At 70.5% G+C, this 16,987-nt stretch carries 14 protein-coding genes; 5 read left to right on the top strand and 9 right to left on the bottom strand.

Translation table 11 applies throughout. The annotated features are described in order from the left end of the window. Positions 1 to 126: 126 nt before the first annotated feature. Positions 127 to 1,227 carry a calcium:proton antiporter gene (locus ACFVWD_RS32510; RefSeq protein WP_389601290.1) on the top strand — a complete coding sequence of 367 codons (1,101 nt, stop codon included), beginning with the start codon at positions 127 to 129 and terminating at the stop codon, positions 1,225 to 1,227. Positions 1,228 to 1,291: 64 nt separating this feature from the next. Here the strand turns inward: ACFVWD_RS32510 and ACFVWD_RS32505 are convergent, their stop codons facing one another. Further along, positions 1,292 to 2,593 carry an MFS transporter gene (locus tag ACFVWD_RS32505; RefSeq protein ID WP_389601288.1) on the bottom strand — a complete coding sequence of 434 codons (1,302 nt, stop codon included), beginning with the start codon at positions 2,591 to 2,593 and terminating at the stop codon, positions 1,292 to 1,294. A 223-nt stretch (positions 2,594 to 2,816) separates the two neighbouring features. On the opposite strand from ACFVWD_RS32505, the gene aroQ reads away from it, so the two are divergent. Next, positions 2,817 to 3,290, top strand: a complete 474-nt coding sequence (gene aroQ, locus ACFVWD_RS32500) for a type II 3-dehydroquinate dehydratase (RefSeq protein WP_168490478.1) — start codon at positions 2,817 to 2,819, stop codon at positions 3,288 to 3,290. A 1-nt stretch (position 3,291) separates the two neighbouring features. Here the strand turns inward: aroQ and ACFVWD_RS32495 are convergent, their stop codons facing one another. The 5 genes from ACFVWD_RS32495 to ACFVWD_RS32475 form a co-directional block, all read right to left on the bottom strand. Further along, a complete protein-coding gene (locus ACFVWD_RS32495; RefSeq protein ID WP_067364105.1) occupies positions 3,292 to 4,044 on the bottom strand; it encodes an amino acid ABC transporter ATP-binding protein in 753 nt (250 codons plus the stop codon). After that, positions 4,041 to 4,943 (bottom strand): amino acid ABC transporter permease, encoded by a 903-nt coding sequence (locus tag ACFVWD_RS32490; RefSeq protein WP_389601286.1) that lies wholly within the window; start codon positions 4,941 to 4,943, stop codon positions 4,041 to 4,043. Before ACFVWD_RS32490 ends, ACFVWD_RS32495 begins: the two co-directional genes overlap by 4 nt. Next, positions 4,940 to 5,824: an ABC transporter substrate-binding protein gene (locus tag ACFVWD_RS32485; protein ID WP_389601284.1), complete on the bottom strand. Its 885-nt coding sequence runs from the start codon at positions 5,822 to 5,824 to the stop codon at positions 4,940 to 4,942. Before ACFVWD_RS32485 ends, ACFVWD_RS32490 begins: the two co-directional genes overlap by 4 nt. A gap of 341 nt (positions 5,825 to 6,165) precedes the next feature. After that, the gene (locus ACFVWD_RS32480) at positions 6,166 to 6,822 is read right to left on the bottom strand and encodes an MBL fold metallo-hydrolase (protein ID WP_075026258.1); all 657 of its coding nucleotides are present in this window, start codon (positions 6,820 to 6,822) and stop codon (positions 6,166 to 6,168) included. A gap of 9 nt (positions 6,823 to 6,831) precedes the next feature. Further along, positions 6,832 to 7,521, bottom strand: a complete 690-nt coding sequence (locus tag ACFVWD_RS32475; RefSeq protein WP_389601282.1) for a maleylpyruvate isomerase family mycothiol-dependent enzyme — start codon at positions 7,519 to 7,521, stop codon at positions 6,832 to 6,834. A 223-nt stretch (positions 7,522 to 7,744) separates the two neighbouring features. Here ACFVWD_RS32475 and uvrA point away from each other — a divergent pair, with 223 nt between their 5' ends. Then, on the top strand, positions 7,745 to 10,786 hold the full coding sequence (gene uvrA, locus ACFVWD_RS32470; RefSeq protein ID WP_389601281.1) for an excinuclease ABC subunit UvrA: 3,042 nt from the start codon (positions 7,745 to 7,747) through the stop codon (positions 10,784 to 10,786). A gap of 128 nt (positions 10,787 to 10,914) precedes the next feature. Here uvrA and ACFVWD_RS32465 read toward each other — a convergent pair whose 3' ends face one another. Both ACFVWD_RS32465 and ACFVWD_RS32460 read right to left on the bottom strand, forming a co-directional pair. After that, on the bottom strand, positions 10,915 to 11,826 hold the full coding sequence (locus tag ACFVWD_RS32465; protein WP_389601279.1) for a carbohydrate kinase: 912 nt from the start codon (positions 11,824 to 11,826) through the stop codon (positions 10,915 to 10,917). Then, complete coding sequence (locus tag ACFVWD_RS32460; RefSeq protein ID WP_389601278.1) at positions 11,823 to 12,908, bottom strand: LacI family DNA-binding transcriptional regulator; 1,086 nt, start codon at positions 12,906 to 12,908, stop codon at positions 11,823 to 11,825. Before ACFVWD_RS32460 ends, ACFVWD_RS32465 begins: the two co-directional genes overlap by 4 nt. 211 nt (positions 12,909 to 13,119) lie before the next feature. Between ACFVWD_RS32460 and ACFVWD_RS32455 the strand changes: the two genes are divergently transcribed. Beyond that, positions 13,120 to 13,524 carry a Rieske (2Fe-2S) protein gene (locus ACFVWD_RS32455; RefSeq protein ID WP_168508072.1) on the top strand — a complete coding sequence of 135 codons (405 nt, stop codon included), beginning with the start codon at positions 13,120 to 13,122 and terminating at the stop codon, positions 13,522 to 13,524. Positions 13,525 to 13,563: 39 nt separating this feature from the next. Here ACFVWD_RS32455 and ACFVWD_RS32450 read toward each other — a convergent pair whose 3' ends face one another. Further along, complete coding sequence (locus tag ACFVWD_RS32450; protein WP_389601276.1) at positions 13,564 to 14,511, bottom strand: hypothetical protein; 948 nt, start codon at positions 14,509 to 14,511, stop codon at positions 13,564 to 13,566. 292 nt (positions 14,512 to 14,803) lie between these two features. Between ACFVWD_RS32450 and uvrC the strand changes: the two genes are divergently transcribed. Next, on the top strand, positions 14,804 to 16,972 hold the full coding sequence (uvrC, locus tag ACFVWD_RS32445; RefSeq protein ID WP_389601274.1) for an excinuclease ABC subunit UvrC: 2,169 nt from the start codon (positions 14,804 to 14,806) through the stop codon (positions 16,970 to 16,972). The last annotated feature ends 15 nt before the right edge of the window (positions 16,973 to 16,987 follow it).

Below are 16,987 nucleotides of genomic sequence, written 5' to 3'. Positions count from 1 at the left end.
TTCGGGGGGTGGGGCCACCCCCGCCGCGGGGGGGGGGGGGGGGGCGGGGGCCCCCCCCCCCCGCCACATGTTCGCTCGGGCGACCATCGGAATGCGGGGCCCGCCCGCGCCTGCGACGATCGCTGCATGATCGTTCGGCTCCGGTCACTCCTGACACAGTGGACGGCCGTCGTGCCCGTGGTCGCGGTGGTCCTGCTGGTCTTCACCTGGGGGCGCGACCTGCCCGGCGCGATCGTCGCACTGGTGACCCTGGTCCTGGCCGGCGCGGTGCTGGCCGCGGTCCACCACGCCGAGGTGGTCGCGCACCGGGTCGGCGAACCCTTCGGTTCCCTCGTCCTTGCCGTCGCGGTCACGATCATCGAAGTGGCGCTCATCGTCACCTTGATGGCGGACGGCGGCGCAAAGAGCTCGACGCTCGCCCGTGACACGGTGTTCGCGGCCGTGATGATCACGTGCAACGGCATCGTGGGACTGTGCCTGCTCGTCGCCTCCCTGCGTCACGGGCTCGCCGTCTTCAACGCGGAGGGCACCGGCGCCGCCCTGGCGACCGTCGCGACGCTGGCCACGCTCAGTCTGGTCTTCCCGACCTTCACCACCAGCAAGCCGGGCCCGGAGTTCTCCACGGTCCAGCTCACCTTCGCCGCGCTCGCCTCACTCGTTCTGTACGGCCTGTTCGTGACGACCCAGACCGTGCGGCACCGCGACTACTTCCTCCCGATCACCCGTCTGGGCGAGGTGATCGACGTGGACGAACACGCGAACGCCCCGTCCGCCCGTGCCGCCGGGATCAGCCTGGGCCTGCTCGCCCTGGCCCTCGTCGGAGTGGTCGGCCTCGCCAAGGGTGTGTCGCCCACTATCGAGTCCGGCGTCGAGGCGGCCGGTATGCCGCAGTCCGTGGTCGGTGTGATCATCGCGCTGCTCGTGCTGCTGCCGGAGACCATCGCCGCGGTCCGGTCGGCCCGCCGCGACCGGGTGCAGACGAGCCTGAACCTCGCCCTCGGCTCCGCGATGGCCAGCATCGGCCTGACGATTCCCGCGGTCGCCCTGGCATCCGTCTGGCTCTCCGGACCGCTCGTACTCGGCCTCGGCTCCACCCATATGGTGCTGCTCGCGCTCACGGTGGTCGTGAGTTCCCTGACGGTCGTCCCCGGACGCGCGACCCCCCTCCAGGGAGGCGTGCATCTGGTGGTGTTCGCGGCGTACCTGGAGCTGGCGGTGACTCCCTAGCGGCTCGCGCGGTGGAGCCGCCGCTCGCACGGTGGAACCGCCGCTCAGCCGGTGGAGCCGACGCTCACTCCGTGGCCGGTGCGACGGCCATCCTGGGCACCGGCCGGGTCTCCGGCAGCAGTGCGAAACACCCGAGGCTGAACAGGGCGATCCCCGTCAGATACGCCGCCACACCCCAGGGCACCCGCTCCCCCTCGGCCACCGCTGTCGCCACGATGGGCGTGAGCGCGCCGCCCAGGACCCCGCCCAGGTTGTAGCCCACCGCCGCCCCCGTGCAGCGCACCCGAGGCTCGTACAACTCCGGCAGATACGCGGAGATCACGGCGAACGTCGTGATGAACGCGAGCAGCGCCACCAGGAAGCCCAGGAACATCAACAGGGGTTCGCCGGTCGACAGCAGCGCGATCATCGGGAACATCCACAGTGCCGAGGCCGTACACCCCGCCAGACACAGCGGCCGCCGTCCGTAGCGGTCGCCGAGAAGGGCCACCACGGGCGTCAGCGAGCCCTGCACCACCACGGCCGCCATGATGCAGGACAGCATGACGGTACGGCTCACTCCGAGCCGCTCGACGCCGTAGGCGAGCGCCCAGGTCGTCACCGCGTAGAACACGGCGTAGCCGACCGCGAGTCCACCGGCCGTCAGCAGGACGAGCCGCCAGTGGTCGCGCACCACCTCGGCGAGCGGCACACGCGCGTGGTCCTCCATTTCGAGGAAGCTGGGGCTCTCCACGAGCGAACTGCGCAGCCACAGCCCCGCAGCAGCGAGCAGGCCCGCCGCCCAGAACGGCACCCGCCACCCCCATGCCGCGAACTGCGCGTCGGACAGCGTCACCGACAGCGTCAGCATCACGCCGTTGGCCAGCACGAACCCCAGGGAGGGGCCGATCTGCGGGAAGCTCGACCACAGCGCGCGCCGCTCGGCGGGCGCGTGCTCCGCGGTCAGCAGCACCGCACCGCCCCACTCCCCGCCGAGCCCGAGCCCCTGCAGAAAACGCAGTACAAGAAGGAGCACGGGAGCGGCCGTACCGATCGAGTCGTACGTCGGAACGCATCCGACCGCGACGGTCGCGGCGCCGGTCAGCAACAGCGAGGTGACGAGCACCGGCCGCCGTCCGCGCCGGTCCCCGATGTGCCCGAACAGCACCGAGCCGAGCGGACGGGCGACGAAGCCGACGCCGAACGTCGCGAAGGCCGCCAGCGTTCCCGCCAGCGGTGAGAAGGTCGGGAAGAACAACGGCCCCAGGACCAGGGCGGCAGCGGTCCCGTAGACGAAGAAGTCGTAGAACTCGATGGCCGTTCCGGCGAGCGAGGCGGCCGCGAGCCGGAGCATGGAGGGCGCCCTTACGGTGCGTACGTCGTGCATGCCGCGTCAACTACCCACGGTGACCAACGGTTACGGGGGCGTGCGGGAGCATGGTGCGCGTCGGAGGCTGATCACGATGCGCCGGAGCAGACCGGCCTCGTACTCCTCGGAGCGGGTCCCATCACGGAATGGACGGCCCGTCACCGGCGCGCCGTAGCGTGATAGACCGGGTCCGAGCAGCGGTCCTCAACGGGCCGGCAGATCTGGAAGGACCGGAGGAACCGTGCCCCGCACCCTCGCCAACGCCCCGATCATGATCCTCAACGGGCCCAATCTGAACCTCCTCGGGCAGCGTCAGCCGGAGATCTACGGCTCGGACACGCTCGCGGACGTGGAGGCCCTGTGTGCCAAGGCGGCCGCCGCGCACGGCGGCACCGTGGACTTCCGCCAGTCCAACCACGAGGGCGAGCTGGTGGACTGGATCCACGAGGCGCGCCTGAACCACGCCGGGATCGTGATCAACCCGGCCGCGTACTCGCACACCTCCGTCGCGATCCTGGACGCGCTCAACGCCTGTGACGGCCTTCCGGTGGTGGAGGTCCACATCTCCAACATCCACCAGCGCGAGGCGTTCCGGCACCACTCGTACGTCTCGCAGCGGGCCGACGGGGTCATCGCGGGGTGCGGGGTGCAGGGGTACGCGTTCGCGGTGGAGCGGGTGGCGGCGCTGGCGGGGACGGGACAGGCGCAAGCCTGACTCAGAGCCGCCCCGCCTCCACGATCCGGCGCAGGAACCGCTGGGTGCGCTCCTGTCGCGGGCTCCCGAAGAGCTCCTCGGCCGTGCCGCGTTCGAGTACCACACCGCCGTCCAGGAAGCACACCTGGTCGGCGACCTCGCGGGCGAAGCCCATCTCGTGCGTGGCCAGCACCATGGTCATGCCCTCGTCCTTCAGGTCCCGGACGACGGACAGGACCTCACCCACGAGTTCTGGGTCGAGGGCGGCGGTGATCTCGTCGAGGAGCAGCAGCCGGGGACGTACGGCCAATGCGCGGACGATCGCGGCCCGTTGCTGCTGCCCGCCGCTCAGCCGGTCGGGATACTCGCCCGCCTTCGCGCCCAGGCCGAGCCGGTCGAGCAGCTCACGCGCGTGTGCCTCGGCCTCCGCGCGGCCCACGCCGTGCACGCGGCGCGGGGCGAGCGTGATGTTCTCCAGCACGGTCATGTGCGGGAAGAGGTTGTACGCCTGGAAGACCACGCCGATCCGACGGCGCACGGCGTCGTGGTCGGCCCTCGGGTCGGTGATCTCCTCGTCGTCCAGCCAGATCGCGCCGTCGTCGATCTCCTCCAGGAGGTTCGCACAGCGCAGCAGGGTCGACTTGCCGGAGCCGGAGGCGCCGATCAGCGCGGTCACTGTGTGCGGGGCGACCTCCAGGTCGACGTCCCGCAGTACGACGGAGTCGCCGAAGGTCTTGCGGACGGATTCCATCCGCAGCACCGGTGTGCCGGTCATATGGTCCCTCCCTGGGCCCGCTGACGGTCCATCCGGGCCGTGATCCAGTCCGTGAAGCGGGTCATCGGAATGGTCAGCGCGACGAAGACCAGTCCCGCGACGATGTACGGCGTGTAGTTGAGGCTGCGGCCCACGATGATGTCGGCGGCCCGCACCGCGTCGACCGCGCCGCCGATCGACACGAGCCCGGTGTCCTTCTGGAGGGACACCAGGTCGTTGAGGAGCGGTGGCACCTGGCGGCGTACCGCCTGAGGGAGGACGACGTAGCGCAGGGCCTGCCGGTTGGTGAGCCCGAGCGAGCGGGCCGCGGCGCGCTGCGAGGGGTGGATGGACTCGATGCCGGCGCGGAACACCTCGGCGACGTACGCCGAGTACGTCAGCGTCAGCGCCGTACCGCCCAGAAGGACCGGGTCCACGGTGACGCCCTGCAGCCGCAGCGCGGGGACGCCCAGGACCACGATCATCAGGTTGATGATGAGCGGGAGGCCGCGGAAGAAGTCCGTGTACGCGGCGGCCAGCGCCCGTACGGGGAAGAACACCGGGCCGCGCAGGGTGCGGGCGATGGCGATCAGCATGCCCAGGACGAGGACCGCGACGCCACATATCAGGAGCAGCCGTACGTTCAGCCACAGCCCTTCCAGGACCTTGGGGAACGCCTCGCGCGCGTACTGCCCGTTGAAGAACGTCTCCTTGGTGCGCGACCAGCCGGGCGCGTTGACGACGACGAGGTACAGCACGATGCCGGTGACCAGGGTGGAGAGCGCGGCGATCGCCGTCGCGCGGCGGGCGCGGGCGCGCTTGTGGCGCTCCCGATCGATCCGCCGCTGCGACGGGACGTACGCCTCGGGCATGTCGCCCTCGCCGGAGTCCTCTCCCGACTCCTCCTTGGTGAGGGTCACTTGAGCACCGGGGCGTCGACGGCCTCGGACAGCCACTGCTTCTCGATCGAGGCGAGCGTGCCGTCCTGGCGCAGGGCGTCCACGGCCTTCGTCACGCACGAGGTCAGGGCGCTGCCCTTGTCGAGGACGAGTCCGAACTGTTCGGGCGTGCCGCCGGTGTTCTCGAACTGCCCGACGATCTTGGCGTCGGTCACCTCGGCCGCCGTGATGTAGAAAGCGGTCGGCAGGTCGACCACGATGGCGTCGACCTGGCCGTTCTTCAGCGCGGACTTGGCCTGGTCGTTCTTCGCGTACGCGGCCGGCTGGCGGGTCGGCTTCACCACGTCGTCGATGTAGTTCAGGCTGGTGGTGCCGACCTGGGCGCCCAGCTTGACGCCCTTGAGGTCCGCGATGCTCTTCGCCTGCGCGGCCTTGGAGCCCTTGAGCGCGATGACGGCCTGGCGGACGTCGTAGTAGCCGGACGAGAAGTCCACCGCCTTCTTGCGCTCGGCGCTGATCGACACCTGGTTGATGTCGAAGTCGAAGGTCTTCACGCCGGGCGCGAAGGCCTTGTTGAAGGGGACGGTCTGCCAGACGACGGCGCTCTTGTCGTAGCCGAGCTGCTTGGCCACGGCGTACGCGACCGCGGACTCGAAGCCCTTGCCGTTCGCGGGCTTGTCGTCCTTGAACCACGGCTCGTAGGCGGGCTCGTCGGTCGCGATGGTCAGCTTGCCGGACGTCCGGGTGCCCAACGCGCCCTTCGCGCAGGCTTCCCCGGTTGTCCCGGAGGCCTTGGCGGAGGCTTTGTCCTCCGGCTGCGGGGCACAGCCCACGGCGACGGCGAGCAGGGCGACGGTGGCGGCGGACGCGGCGCGGCGCAGGGTGCGTTGGGCGAGATGCATGGCGGGAGAGTGACAGCGCGGCATGCCGTTTGTCGAGGTCACAACGGTAAATGTCCGCATAGTGGGAACGTGTGTTGCGGTCCCGTGAACGATCGATGAGAAGAGCCGCGGATCGGCCTGCGGACGGCTTTGCCGGGGCCGCCGGCCGAGGGCGGGGATCGATAGGCCGGCGGCCCGTTTCGCGTCAGGAGCCGTCGACCTGAGCGGGGCTGCTTCCAGTGGACTGCACCACTGCACGCGCCGGGAGCGCGCGCAGGGCACCGGCGCGTGCGCTCCATTCACACGGGGCGCGTGTTCGCGGACTTCACGCCCCCCGGCCGGGGTTCGTCACCTGGCCGGAGTCACCAGCCGCGCGCGTGCCACTCCGGAAGGTGCGGCCGCTCGGCGCCCAGCGTCGTGTCGTTGCCGTGCCCCGGGTAGACCCAGGTCTCGTCCGGCAGTGCGTCGAAGATCTTCGTCTCGACGTCGTGGATGAGACTGGCGAACGCCTTCGGGTCCTTGCGGGTGTTGCCCACACCGCCGGGGAAGAGACAGTCCCCGGTGAACACGTGCGGGTGCCCGTGCGGGTCGTCGTAGACGAGGGCGATCGAGCCCGGCGTGTGCCCCACGAGGTGGCGTGCGGTGAGTTCCACGCGCCCCACCCGGATCGTGTCGCCGTCGCCCACGAGGACGTCGGTCGGCACGGGGATGCCCTCGGCGTCGTCCCGGCCCGCGTAGGTACGGGCGCCGGTGGCCACCACGACCTCCGCGAGCGCCTGCCAGTGGTCGCCGTGCTGATGTGTGGTGACGACGGACGCGATGCCGTCGTCGCCGATCAGCGTGAGCAGGGTGCCGGCATCGTTGGCCGCGTCGATCAGCAGCTGCTCGTCGGTGGCCCGGCAGCGCAGCAGATAGGCGTTGTTGTCCATCGGGCCGACCGCGACCTTGGAGATCATCAGGTTCTGCAGCTCGTGCACATCGGCTGGTCCGCCGACCTTCACCGCTCCGCTGTACGTCATGACGGCAGCCTATAGCGGGGGGAGCGCGGGGAGGGGTCCGCCATCGGCGCTCAGCCCCGAACCGTCGCGCCGTCCGCAGAGCCAGCCGAGCAGCGCCGGAGCGGGACCGGTCACCTTGACCTCGGGTCCGCCCTCGGCGTCGCGTCCCGTGCTCCATGCGCGCGCGGCGTCGGTGATCCGTGTGGACGGCACCTCGGGGTGCCCCGTGAAGCGATCGGCGAGGAACTCGATCTCCCGTTCCACGAACTCCTCCGGGAGATCTTCGAGCTCGTACCCGATCCCCAGATCCACGTGATGCAGCTCGACCTCGGCCCAGCGCCGCAACGGCACCCGGGCCGCGGAGTCCGTGACCCCGTTGCGCAGCTCCACCGTGCGCGACCAGTCCGCGGGCACGGCCCCCACGTCCTGGAACCGGGCCGCGCTCTCCCGCAGGTCCGCGAGCTGTACGTCCAGCGGGCGCGGCGCGTCCCGCTCGATGTCGGCGTCCCGGGCTTCCCCGGAGACGTACATGGGGCGCCCGTCGAGGACGTTCACGAGTGCGTCCGCGTTACGGGCGAGGTGGGCGAGCACATGGCCGCGGCTCCAGCCGGGCAGCCGTGACGGCTCGGCCACGGAAGCGTTGTCCAGTTCGGCGGCTGCGTTGAGCAGTCGTTCGGTCGCGTCGCGTACAGACGCCAGGTCGCGCACATGATCCATCATGCGGCCGACCCTAGCCCCGCCACACGTTCGGGTGAAGGTGGTCGGGCACGCCCGCAAATCGAATGCACGTGCTATACCCTCGAGTGCGGCGTCGGGCATGCTGGATGGCCCGGGATTGTTGTGAACCAGGGAAAGCAACCGGCGCTGTCAGTGGCTCCCCCTAGTCTGGGAAAGACGGGGGCCTCGGCCCCTGTCACTTCTCTCAAGAAAGGTGCGGACCGGCGTGGCCGACCGTCTCATCGTCCGTGGAGCGCGCGAGCACAATCTGAAGAATGTCTCGCTCGACCTCCCGCGCGACTCGCTCATCGTCTTCACGGGCCTGTCGGGGTCGGGCAAGTCCTCGCTGGCCTTCGACACGATCTTCGCCGAGGGGCAGCGGCGTTACGTGGAGTCACTGTCCTCGTACGCCCGGCAGTTCCTCGGCCAGATGGACAAGCCGGACGTCGACTTCATCGAAGGCCTCTCCCCGGCGGTCTCCATCGACCAGAAGTCGACCTCGCGCAACCCGCGCTCGACGGTCGGCACCATCACCGAGGTCTACGACTACCTGCGCCTGCTCTTCGCGCGCATCGGCAAGCCGCACTGTCCCGAGTGCGGCCGCCCCATCACGCGCCAGTCGCCGCAGGCCATCGTCGACAGGGTTCTGGAGCTGCCCGAGGGGAGCCGCTTCCAGGTGCTGTCCCCGCTGGTGCGCGAGCGCAAGGGCGAGTTCGTCGACCTCTTCGCCGATCTCCAGACCAAGGGGTACAGCCGGGCCAGGGTCGACGGTCAGACGATCCAGCTCACCGAGCCGCCCACGCTGAAGAAGCAGGAGAAGCACACCATCGAGGTGGTCGTCGACCGCCTCACGGTGAAGGACTCCGCCAAGCGCCGCCTCACCGACTCCGTGGAGACCGCCCTCGGGCTCTCCGGCGGCATGGTCGTGCTCGACTTCGTCGACCTCCCAGAGGACGACCCCGAGCGCGAGCGCATGTACTCGGAGCACCTGTACTGCCCGTACGACGACCTGTCGTTCGAGGAGCTGGAGCCCCGCTCCTTCTCCTTCAACTCGCCCTTCGGCGCCTGCCCCGAGTGCACCGGTATCGGTACGCGCATGGAGGTCGACCCCGAGCTGATCGTCCCGGACGAGGACAAGTCCCTCGACGAGGGAGCCATCCACCCCTGGTCGCACGGGCACACCAAGGACTACTTCGGGCGGCTCGTCGGAGCCCTCGCCGACGCGTTGGGATTCCGGACCGACATCCCCTTCGCCGGTCTCCCGCAGCGCGCCAAGAAGGCCCTGCTCTACGGCCACAAGACGCAGATCGAGGTGCGCTACCGCAACCGCTACGGGCGCGAGCGTGTCTACACCACGCCCTTCGAAGGGGCCGTCCCCTTCATCAAGCGGCGGCACAGCGAGTCCGAGAGCGACGCCAGCCGCGAGCGCTTCGAGGGCTATATGCGCGAGGTGCCCTGCCCCACCTGTGAGGGCACCCGCCTCAAGCCGCTCATCCTCGCCGTCACCGTCATGGAGAAGTCGATCGCGGAGGTCTCCGCGATGTCGATCAGCGACTGCGCGGACTTCCTGGGCGAGCTGAAGCTCGACGCACGCGACAAGAAGATCGCCGAGCGCGTCCTGAAGGAGGTCAACGAACGGCTGCGCTTCCTGGTCGACGTCGGCCTCGACTACCTGTCGCTCAACCGCGCGGCCGGCACGCTCTCCGGCGGCGAGGCCCAGCGCATCCGCCTGGCCACCCAGATCGGCTCCGGCCTCGTCGGTGTCCTGTACGTCCTCGACGAGCCGTCCATCGGTCTGCACCAGCGCGACAACCACCGGCTGATCGAGACCCTGGTCCGGCTGCGCGACATGGGCAACACGCTCATCGTCGTCGAGCACGACGAGGACACCATCAAGGTCGCCGACTGGGTCGTCGACATCGGCCCCGGCGCGGGTGAGCACGGCGGCAAGGTCGTGCACAGCGGCCCCTTGAAGGAGCTGCTCGCCAACCCCGAGTCGATGACCGGCCAGTACCTGTCGGGCAAGAGGGAGATCGCGCTTCCGGACATCCGCCGCCCCGCCGACCCGGGCCGCAGACTCACCGTGCACGGCGCCCGTGAGAACAACCTCCAGGACATCGACGTGTCCTTCCCGCTGGGCGTGCTCACGGCGGTCACGGGTGTCTCGGGTTCCGGCAAGTCGACGCTGGTCAACGACATCCTGTACACGCACCTGGCGCGCGAGCTCAACGGCGCCCGGAACGTTCCCGGGCGGCACACGCGCGTGGACGGCGACGACCTCGTCGACAAGGTCGTGCACGTCGACCAGTCGCCCATCGGCCGCACCCCGCGGTCGAACCCGGCGACGTACACCGGAGTCTTCGACCACGTCCGCAAGCTGTTCGCCGAGACGACCGAGGCGAAGGTGCGGGGCTACATGCCCGGCCGCTTCTCCTTCAACGTCAAGGGCGGCCGCTGCGAGAACTGCTCGGGCGACGGCACCATCAAGATCGAGATGAACTTCCTGCCGGACGTGTACGTCCCCTGCGAGGTCTGCCACGGGGCGCGCTACAACCGGGAGACCCTGGAGGTCCACTACAAGGGCAAGTCCATCTCCGAGATCCTCGACATGCCGATCGAGGAGGCCCTCGGCTTCTTCGAGGCCGTCCCCGCGATCGCCCGCCACCTGCGCACGCTCAACGACGTCGGTCTCGGCTACGTCCGGCTCGGTCAGTCCGCGCCGACGCTGTCCGGCGGCGAGGCCCAGCGCGTCAAGCTCGCCAGCGAGCTCCAGAAGCGTTCCACGGGCCGCACGGTGTACGTGCTGGACGAGCCGACCACGGGTCTGCACTTCGAGGACATCAGCAAGCTGATCACGGTGCTCTCCGGGCTGGTCGACAAGGGCAACACGGTCATCGTCATCGAGCACAACCTCGACGTCATCAAGACCGCTGACTGGGTCGTCGACATGGGCCCGGAGGGCGGCAACGGCGGTGGTCTCGTGGTCGCCGAGGGCACGCCCGAGCAGGTCGCCGGGGTTCCGGCCAGCCACACCGGCAAGTTCCTGCGCGACGTCCTGGGCGCGGACCGGATCAGCGACGCCGCCCCCGTACCGGCCCCCCGCAAGGCGGCGGCCAAGAAGGCGGTCGCGGCCAAGGCGACGGCCAGGAAGACGACCACGAAGGCCGTGAACAACACGGCCACGACGAAGGCCGCCGCGGCCACCAGGACGACGGCCACGAAGAAGGCCGCCCCCGCGAAGAAGACCACGCGGGCACGCAAGGCCTGATCCGGCCGGACGGGCCAGGCCCGATACATCACGAGAATGCGGTGCCCCATGGGAACTCCCCGTGGGGCACCGCCCGTTGCACGGTCAGCCGCCCTTGGACCACATCGGTCGCAGAGGATCCAGCTGCCTCAGGGGGCGTCGAGTTCCGCGGCGAACGGCGGCTCCGCGCCCGCTCGTGAGCAGGTGATCGCCGCCGCGCGGGCCGCGAACCGCAGCAGCTCGCTCCAGCCGTCGGGGCCCAGCTCGGCCAGCGCCGCCGGGGACAGCGCGTCCCGCGTGGCCAGGCCGTGCAGCAGGGCCGCGTTCACCGTGTCTCCGGCGCCGATGGTGTCCACGACCTCGACCGGCTCACCGGGCACGGAGTGGACGGAGCCGTCCTGGGTGAACACCGTCAGGCCGTCGCCGCCCTGGGTGATCACGACGGCCGCGGGACCGGACGCCAGCCACTCGCGCGGGGTGCCGCCCAGCCACAGCGCGTCCTCCTCGGAGAGCTTGAGGAGCGACACCGACGGCAGCCAGCTCTTGAAGCGGGCCCGATAGGCGTCCGCGTCGGGGATGAGCACGGCCCGGATGTTCGGGTCGAGCGTGGTGAACACACCGCGCGCGGCGGCGGCCCGCATCAGCTCCTCGTAGGCGCTCGCGCCCGGCTCCAGGACCAGCGAGCAGGTCCCGAAGGACACCGCCCGGGTGGCGTCCGGGAGGCGGTCCGGTACGGCGAACAGGCGGTCGGCCGTGCCCTCGACGTAGAAGGAGTAAGCCGCCGAGCCGTCCGCGTCGATGGAGGCGACCGCGAGGGTCGTCGGCTCCGTCCCGCGCTGCACGGAGGAGACATCGACGCCCGCCTCGTGCAGCCCGTCGAGGAGCGCCTCACCGAAGGCGTCGTACGAGACCCGGGAGCAGAAGGCGGTGGGGGAGCCGAGGCGGCCCAGCGCCACCGCCGTGTTGTAGGGGCCGCCGCCGCGTGCGGGCCGCAGGCCGACGAGCGCTCCCGCGCCCTGCGGTACCAGGTCGATCAGGGCCTCACCGGCGACGACGATCACGACAGGGATCCTTTCGCGGGACTCTTCTGACTCAGGTCGGTGTGGGTGGCCCCCGACGTCCTGGGGGGCTCGGCGCAGCCGCACGAGGTGCGGTGGACGAAGGCGCAGGGGAGCCGCACGGTGCGGGCCGGGTGGTCCGGCGAGGCGAGCCGTTCCAGGAGCAGCCGGACGGCCTGCGCGCCGATCTCCTTGCTGGGCTGGGAGATCGCGGTCAGCCGGGGCGCGAACAGATCCGCCCAGGCGAAGTCGTCGAAGCAGCACAGCGCCAGGTCGTCCGGCACGGACAGACCGCGTTCGCGCAGGGCGCGCAGGGCTCCGATGGTCATCGCGTTGTTTCCGGTGACCAGCGCGGTCGGGGGCGCCGCCAGGGACAGCAGCGCGTCGGTGCCACGTTCGGCGGCCGTCGCCTCGGAGTCGCCGTGTGCCGCGAGCCGTTCGTCGTAGGGGAGCCCGGCGCCCGCGAGGCCGTGGCGGTAGCCGGAGATCCGCTCGTTGGTGGTGCTGAGCCCGGGCAGGCCCGCGACGAGTCCGATGCGCCGGTGACCCCGTTCGGCGAGATGCCCGACCAGCTGTGCCATCGGCTCGGCGTTCTCGGCGCAGACCTGGTCGAAGCGGAAGGGGTGGCCGGCCGGGGCCTCGACCAGGCGGTCCAGGAAGACGGTCGGCACGTTGTGCTGCCCTAGGTAGCGCAGGAGTGCGTCCGGATCGGCGGAGGGCGCGACGATCAGACCGTCGACGCGTCGCTCGTGCAGCAGCTGGACGACCTTCCGCTCGTGCTGGGGGTCGTCGTGGGGATCGGCGAGGAGCAGCCCGTATCCGTGCTCCAGGGCGCCCGCCTCGACGCCCTGGAGGATCTCCGTGAAGTACGGGTTGCTGATCGCCGACACCGCGAGGCCGATGGACCGGGTGCGTGCGGTGACCAGCGAACGGGCCAGGGTGTTGGGCGTGTAGCCGAGCGCGTCGATGGCGTCCAGGACGGCCTGGCGGGTGTGGGGCAGCACAGGGCGCGTGTCGTTGAGCACATGGGAGACGGTCGCCACGGACACTCCCGCGTGCGCCGCCACGTCGACCATCGTTGCCATCGCCCTGCCTCGCCTCTCCCCGGGCGCCCCTCTGGGGCCCTCCCCGAACTCTCGGCCTGCTCCGGCGGGAACGTATCGCATTCGCCGGTGGACGTAAACGCTTGCGCAAACGTTTACGTCCTGTCACTCACACCTGTGCGGACCCCCTTCAGGCGGAATGATCCGTACCGGTATCGTCGACACGCACCCGGCCCCGACCTGTGGAGACGCCATGCCTGCCCGCCGTACCGTCCTGCGAGGAGCCGCGCTCGCCCCGGTCGCCGGGATCGCCCTCAGTGCCTGCTCCGGCGGCAGCGGTGGCGGGACGCCGGCGACGCCGACCGCGCCGGTCGAGCTGGGCGCGGAGAGCGAGATCGCCAAGGGCGGCGCCAAGCTGTACCGGGAAGAGAACGTCGTGGTCAGCCGCGCCGAGAACGGCTCCCTGAAGGCGTTCAGCACGATCTGCACGCACGCCGGGTGCGCCATCAACAAGCTTCAGGGCACGACGCTCATCTGCCCGTGCCACGGCAGCGAGTTCGACGCGGCGACGGGCAAGGTGCTGCAGGCCCCGGCCACCGTGGCGCTGAAGGAGCTGTCGGTGGAGGCCAAGGGCGGCAGGATTGTCGCGGGTCCCTGACCGCAAGCGCGGTGACGCCGCGTTCCCGGCCGACCGGGATCACTCCCAGTCCCAGCCGATGCCCACGATGCCCGACCGCACCCGCGGCTCGACGAGATGCACCGAGCGATGGCGCCCGCTGAGGGGGAGCTCCTGGCGGCCGCTGCGTGGCGCCGCCGCCGAGTGCTGGGTGAACCGGTGGCAGCGCACGGGCAGTACCTCCTCGGCGAACCGCACCTGGAGGGCGTACTGCCCGCCCGCGAAGCCGAACCCGCGTACGTACTCGCTGGACGCACCGGCCGTGCCGTCCTCGAAGCCGTAGCGGAACAGGAACGTATCTCCTGCACGCAGCCGCGTGTCGAAGAGCAGCTCGGCGACCAGCACTCCGGTGTCGCGGTGCCAGCGCACCCGTCCCGTACGGCAGTTTTCCAGGGCTCGGACCGCCGTGCGCTCCGGGGCGCAGCCCGGGTCGCCGTGGTGGACGGCCACATAGCGGTCCACGCCGTCCTTGTAGGCCCGCACGATGTGGTGGGACTCACGCGCGAGCAGCTCGCGGTGCGTGCCTATCCGGACGAGTTCGTGGTGGCCGAGGGTGTGCAGCCCGCCGTCGAGCGGTGACTCCAGCTCGGCCAGGAGCCGCTCCAGGACGCCGGAGGCCTCCACCAGGGAGCGGTACGAGCGGCCGGTGGGGCGCTGGGGGGCGCAGCGCTCGTCGGCCTTGGCCAGCAGCCGGATCAGCGATTCGTCCGGGAGCTGGAGGATCTCCTCCAGAGCGCGTACGGCGCGCAGCGACTCGGGGCGCTGCGGGCGCCGGGCGCCCTGCTGCCAGTAACTCAGGCTCGTGACCCCGACTTTGACCCCGTACCGCGACAGATGGTGCTGCACGCGCTGCAGGGGCAGGCCGCGTGCGGCGATCGCGGCGCGCAGCGCGACATGGAAGGGGCCGCCCGCCAGGGCCGTCTCCAGTTCCGCGATGGCGACGTCCGCGTGCTGTGTGCCGTACCGCATGCAGGGGCCTTTCTGTGAATGTTCACAACGGCTGGTCAGACCGTTGGATGCAGGTCGTCGGGGGCGCCCGGCCGGCGCGCGGGGCTTGTTCACACGCGCCTGTCGCCGTCCACGACCCCGAGTTCCCACGCATTGAAGCGTGTTGACCAAGCCCCGACAACACCTGATACGCAACCTACTCAACCTGCCGTACCGCCCTCTGGCCGATCTGCGATCGCGGTCCCGGCGGCCGAGTCCACGGGCGGGCCGGGAGGTCGTCGCGGTGTCAGCCCTCGCCAGTAGGGTGTGTGACATGGCCGACCCCTCCAGCTACCGCCCCAAGCCGGGACAGATCCCGGACTCTCCCGGGGTGTACAAATTTCGCGACGAGCACCGCCGGGTGATCTACGTCGGAAAGGCGAAAAGCCTGCGCCAGCGCCTGGCCAGCTACTTCCAGGACCTGGCGGGCCTCCACCCCCGCACCCGCACCATGGTCACCACGGCCGCGTCCGTGGAGTGGACGGTGGTGTCCACGGAGGTCGAGGCGCTGCAGCTGGAGTACTCCTGGATCAAGGAGTTCGACCCCCGGTTCAACGTCAAGTACCGCGACGACAAGAGCTACCCCTATCTCGCGGTGACGATGAACGAGGAGTTCCCGCGGGTGCAGGTGATGCGCGGCCACAAGCGCAAGGGCGTGCGCTATTTCGGTCCGTACGGGCACGCGTGGGCGATCCGGGACACCGTCGACCTGCTGCTGCGCGTCTTCCCGGTCCGCACCTGCTCGGCGGGCGTCTTCAAGAACGCCGCCCGCACCGGCCGCCCCTGCCTCCTGGGCTACATCGGCAAGTGCTCCGCCCCCTGTGTCGGGCGGGTCTCCGCCGAGGAACACCGTGACCTGGCCGAGGAGTTCTGTGACTTCATGGCCGGCCGTACGGGGACGTACATCCGCCGCCTCGAGAAGCAGATGACGGACGCGGCCGAGGAGATGGAGTACGAGCGGGCGGCCCGTCTGCGTGACGACATCGAGGCCCTGAAGAAGGCCATGGAGAAGAACGCGGTCGTGCTCGCCGACGCGACCGACGCCGACCTCATGGCCGTCGCCGAGGACGAGCTGGAAGCCGCCGTGCAGATCTTCCACGTGCGCGGCGGCCGGGTGCGCGGCCAGCGCGGCTGGGTCACCGACAAGGTGGAGGCCGTCACCACCGGTGACCTGGTCGAACACGCGCTGCAGCAGCTCTACGGGGAGGAGAGGGGCGACTCCGTCCCCAAGGAGGTGCTCGTCCCGGCACTGCCCGACCCCGTGGAGCCCGTCCAGGAGTGGCTGACCGAGCGCCGCGGGTCGAACGTGTCCTTGCGCATCCCGCAGCGCGGCGACAAGAAGGCGCTCATGGAGACCGTGCAGCGCAACGCGCTCCAGGCGCTGGGCCTGCACAAGACCAAGCGCGCCTCCGACCTGACCACCCGCTCGCGCGCGCTGGAGGAGATCGCCGGAGCCCTCGACCTGGACAGTGCCCCGCTCCGGATCGAGTGCTACGACATCTCGCACCTCCAGGGTGACGACGTGGTCGCCTCCATGGTCGTCTTCGAGGACGGGCTGCAGCGCAAGAGCGAGTACCGGCGCTTCCAGATCAAGGGCTTCGAGGGCCAGGACGACGTCCGCTCCATGCACGAGGTGATCACCCGCCGCTTCAGGCGCTATCTCGCCGAGAAGGAGCGGACGGGCGAGTGGACGGACGGCGAGAACGCCTCCACCGACGGGGCCTCCGCCGAAAACGCCACGCTGGGGAACGCCACTCCGGCGACCGCCACCCTGGAGAACGCCACTCCGGAGAGCGACACCACGGGGAACGCCTTCGCGGGGAACGCCTTCACCGAGGAGGACGGCCGCCCCAAGCGCTTCGCCTACCCCCCGCAGCTCGTCGTCGTCGACGGCGGCCAGCCGCAGGTCGCGGCGGCCAAGAGGGCCCTCGACGAACTGGGCATCGACGACATCGCCGTCTGTGGCCTCGCCAAGCGTCTGGAGGAGGTCTGGCTGCCGCACGAGGAAGACCCGGTGGTCCTGCCCCGCACCAGCGAGGGCCTGTACCTGCTCCAGCGGGTCCGTGACGAGGCCCACCGCTTCGCCATCACCTACCAGCGCACCAAGCGGGCCAAGCGTTTCAAGGCGAGCCCGCTGGACGAGGTGCCGGGCCTCGGCGAGACCCGCAAGCAGGCGCTGGTCAAGCACTTCGGCTCGGTGAAAAAGCTGCGATCCGCGACCATCGACCAGATCTGCGAGGTCCCCGGCATAGGCCGCAAGACCGCCGAGGCAGTCGCCGTGGCCCTCGCCCAGGCGGCTCCGGCCGCACCCGCCGTGAACACGGCGACTGGAGAGATCATGGAAGACGAGGAAGCCGGGGCGTCCGCCACCACCACCACGGGCTCCCCGGAGGAGCCCGTGTCCGCGGGCACCTCACACGAGCGACGGGGGCAGGAGACATGAGCGACAACGAACGAC

The sequence above is a fragment of the Streptomyces sp. NPDC058086 genome (assembly GCF_042885015.1).
Classification (GTDB): domain Bacteria; phylum Actinomycetota; class Actinomycetes; order Streptomycetales; family Streptomycetaceae; genus Streptomyces.
Note: the sequence above shows the minus strand (reverse complement) of the source record. Positions and strands in the feature narration are given on the sequence as shown.

Excerpts from the sequence above, each read along its gene's own strand:
- ACFVWD_RS32480 (WP_075026258.1), bottom strand. The coding sequence starts at position 6,822 with ATGACGTACAGCGGAGCGGTGAAGGTCGGCGGACCAGCCGATGTGCAC.
- ACFVWD_RS32450 (WP_389601276.1), bottom strand. The coding sequence starts at position 14,511 with ATGCGGTACGGCACACAGCACGCGGACGTCGCCATCGCGGAACTGGAG.
- uvrC (WP_389601274.1), top strand. The coding sequence starts at position 14,804 with ATGGCCGACCCCTCCAGCTACCGCCCCAAGCCGGGACAGATCCCGGAC.
- ACFVWD_RS32495 (WP_067364105.1), bottom strand. The coding sequence starts at position 4,044 with ATGACCGGCACACCGGTGCTGCGGATGGAATCCGTCCGCAAGACCTTC.
- ACFVWD_RS32505 (WP_389601288.1), bottom strand. The coding sequence starts at position 2,593 with ATGCACGACGTACGCACCGTAAGGGCGCCCTCCATGCTCCGGCTCGCG.
- ACFVWD_RS32475 (WP_389601282.1), bottom strand. The coding sequence starts at position 7,521 with ATGATGGATCATGTGCGCGACCTGGCGTCTGTACGCGACGCGACCGAA.
- ACFVWD_RS32485 (WP_389601284.1), bottom strand. The coding sequence starts at position 5,824 with ATGCATCTCGCCCAACGCACCCTGCGCCGCGCCGCGTCCGCCGCCACC.
- ACFVWD_RS32455 (WP_168508072.1), top strand. The coding sequence starts at position 13,120 with ATGCCTGCCCGCCGTACCGTCCTGCGAGGAGCCGCGCTCGCCCCGGTC.
- ACFVWD_RS32510 (WP_389601290.1), top strand. The coding sequence starts at position 127 with ATGATCGTTCGGCTCCGGTCACTCCTGACACAGTGGACGGCCGTCGTG.
- ACFVWD_RS32460 (WP_389601278.1), bottom strand. The coding sequence starts at position 12,908 with ATGGCAACGATGGTCGACGTGGCGGCGCACGCGGGAGTGTCCGTGGCG.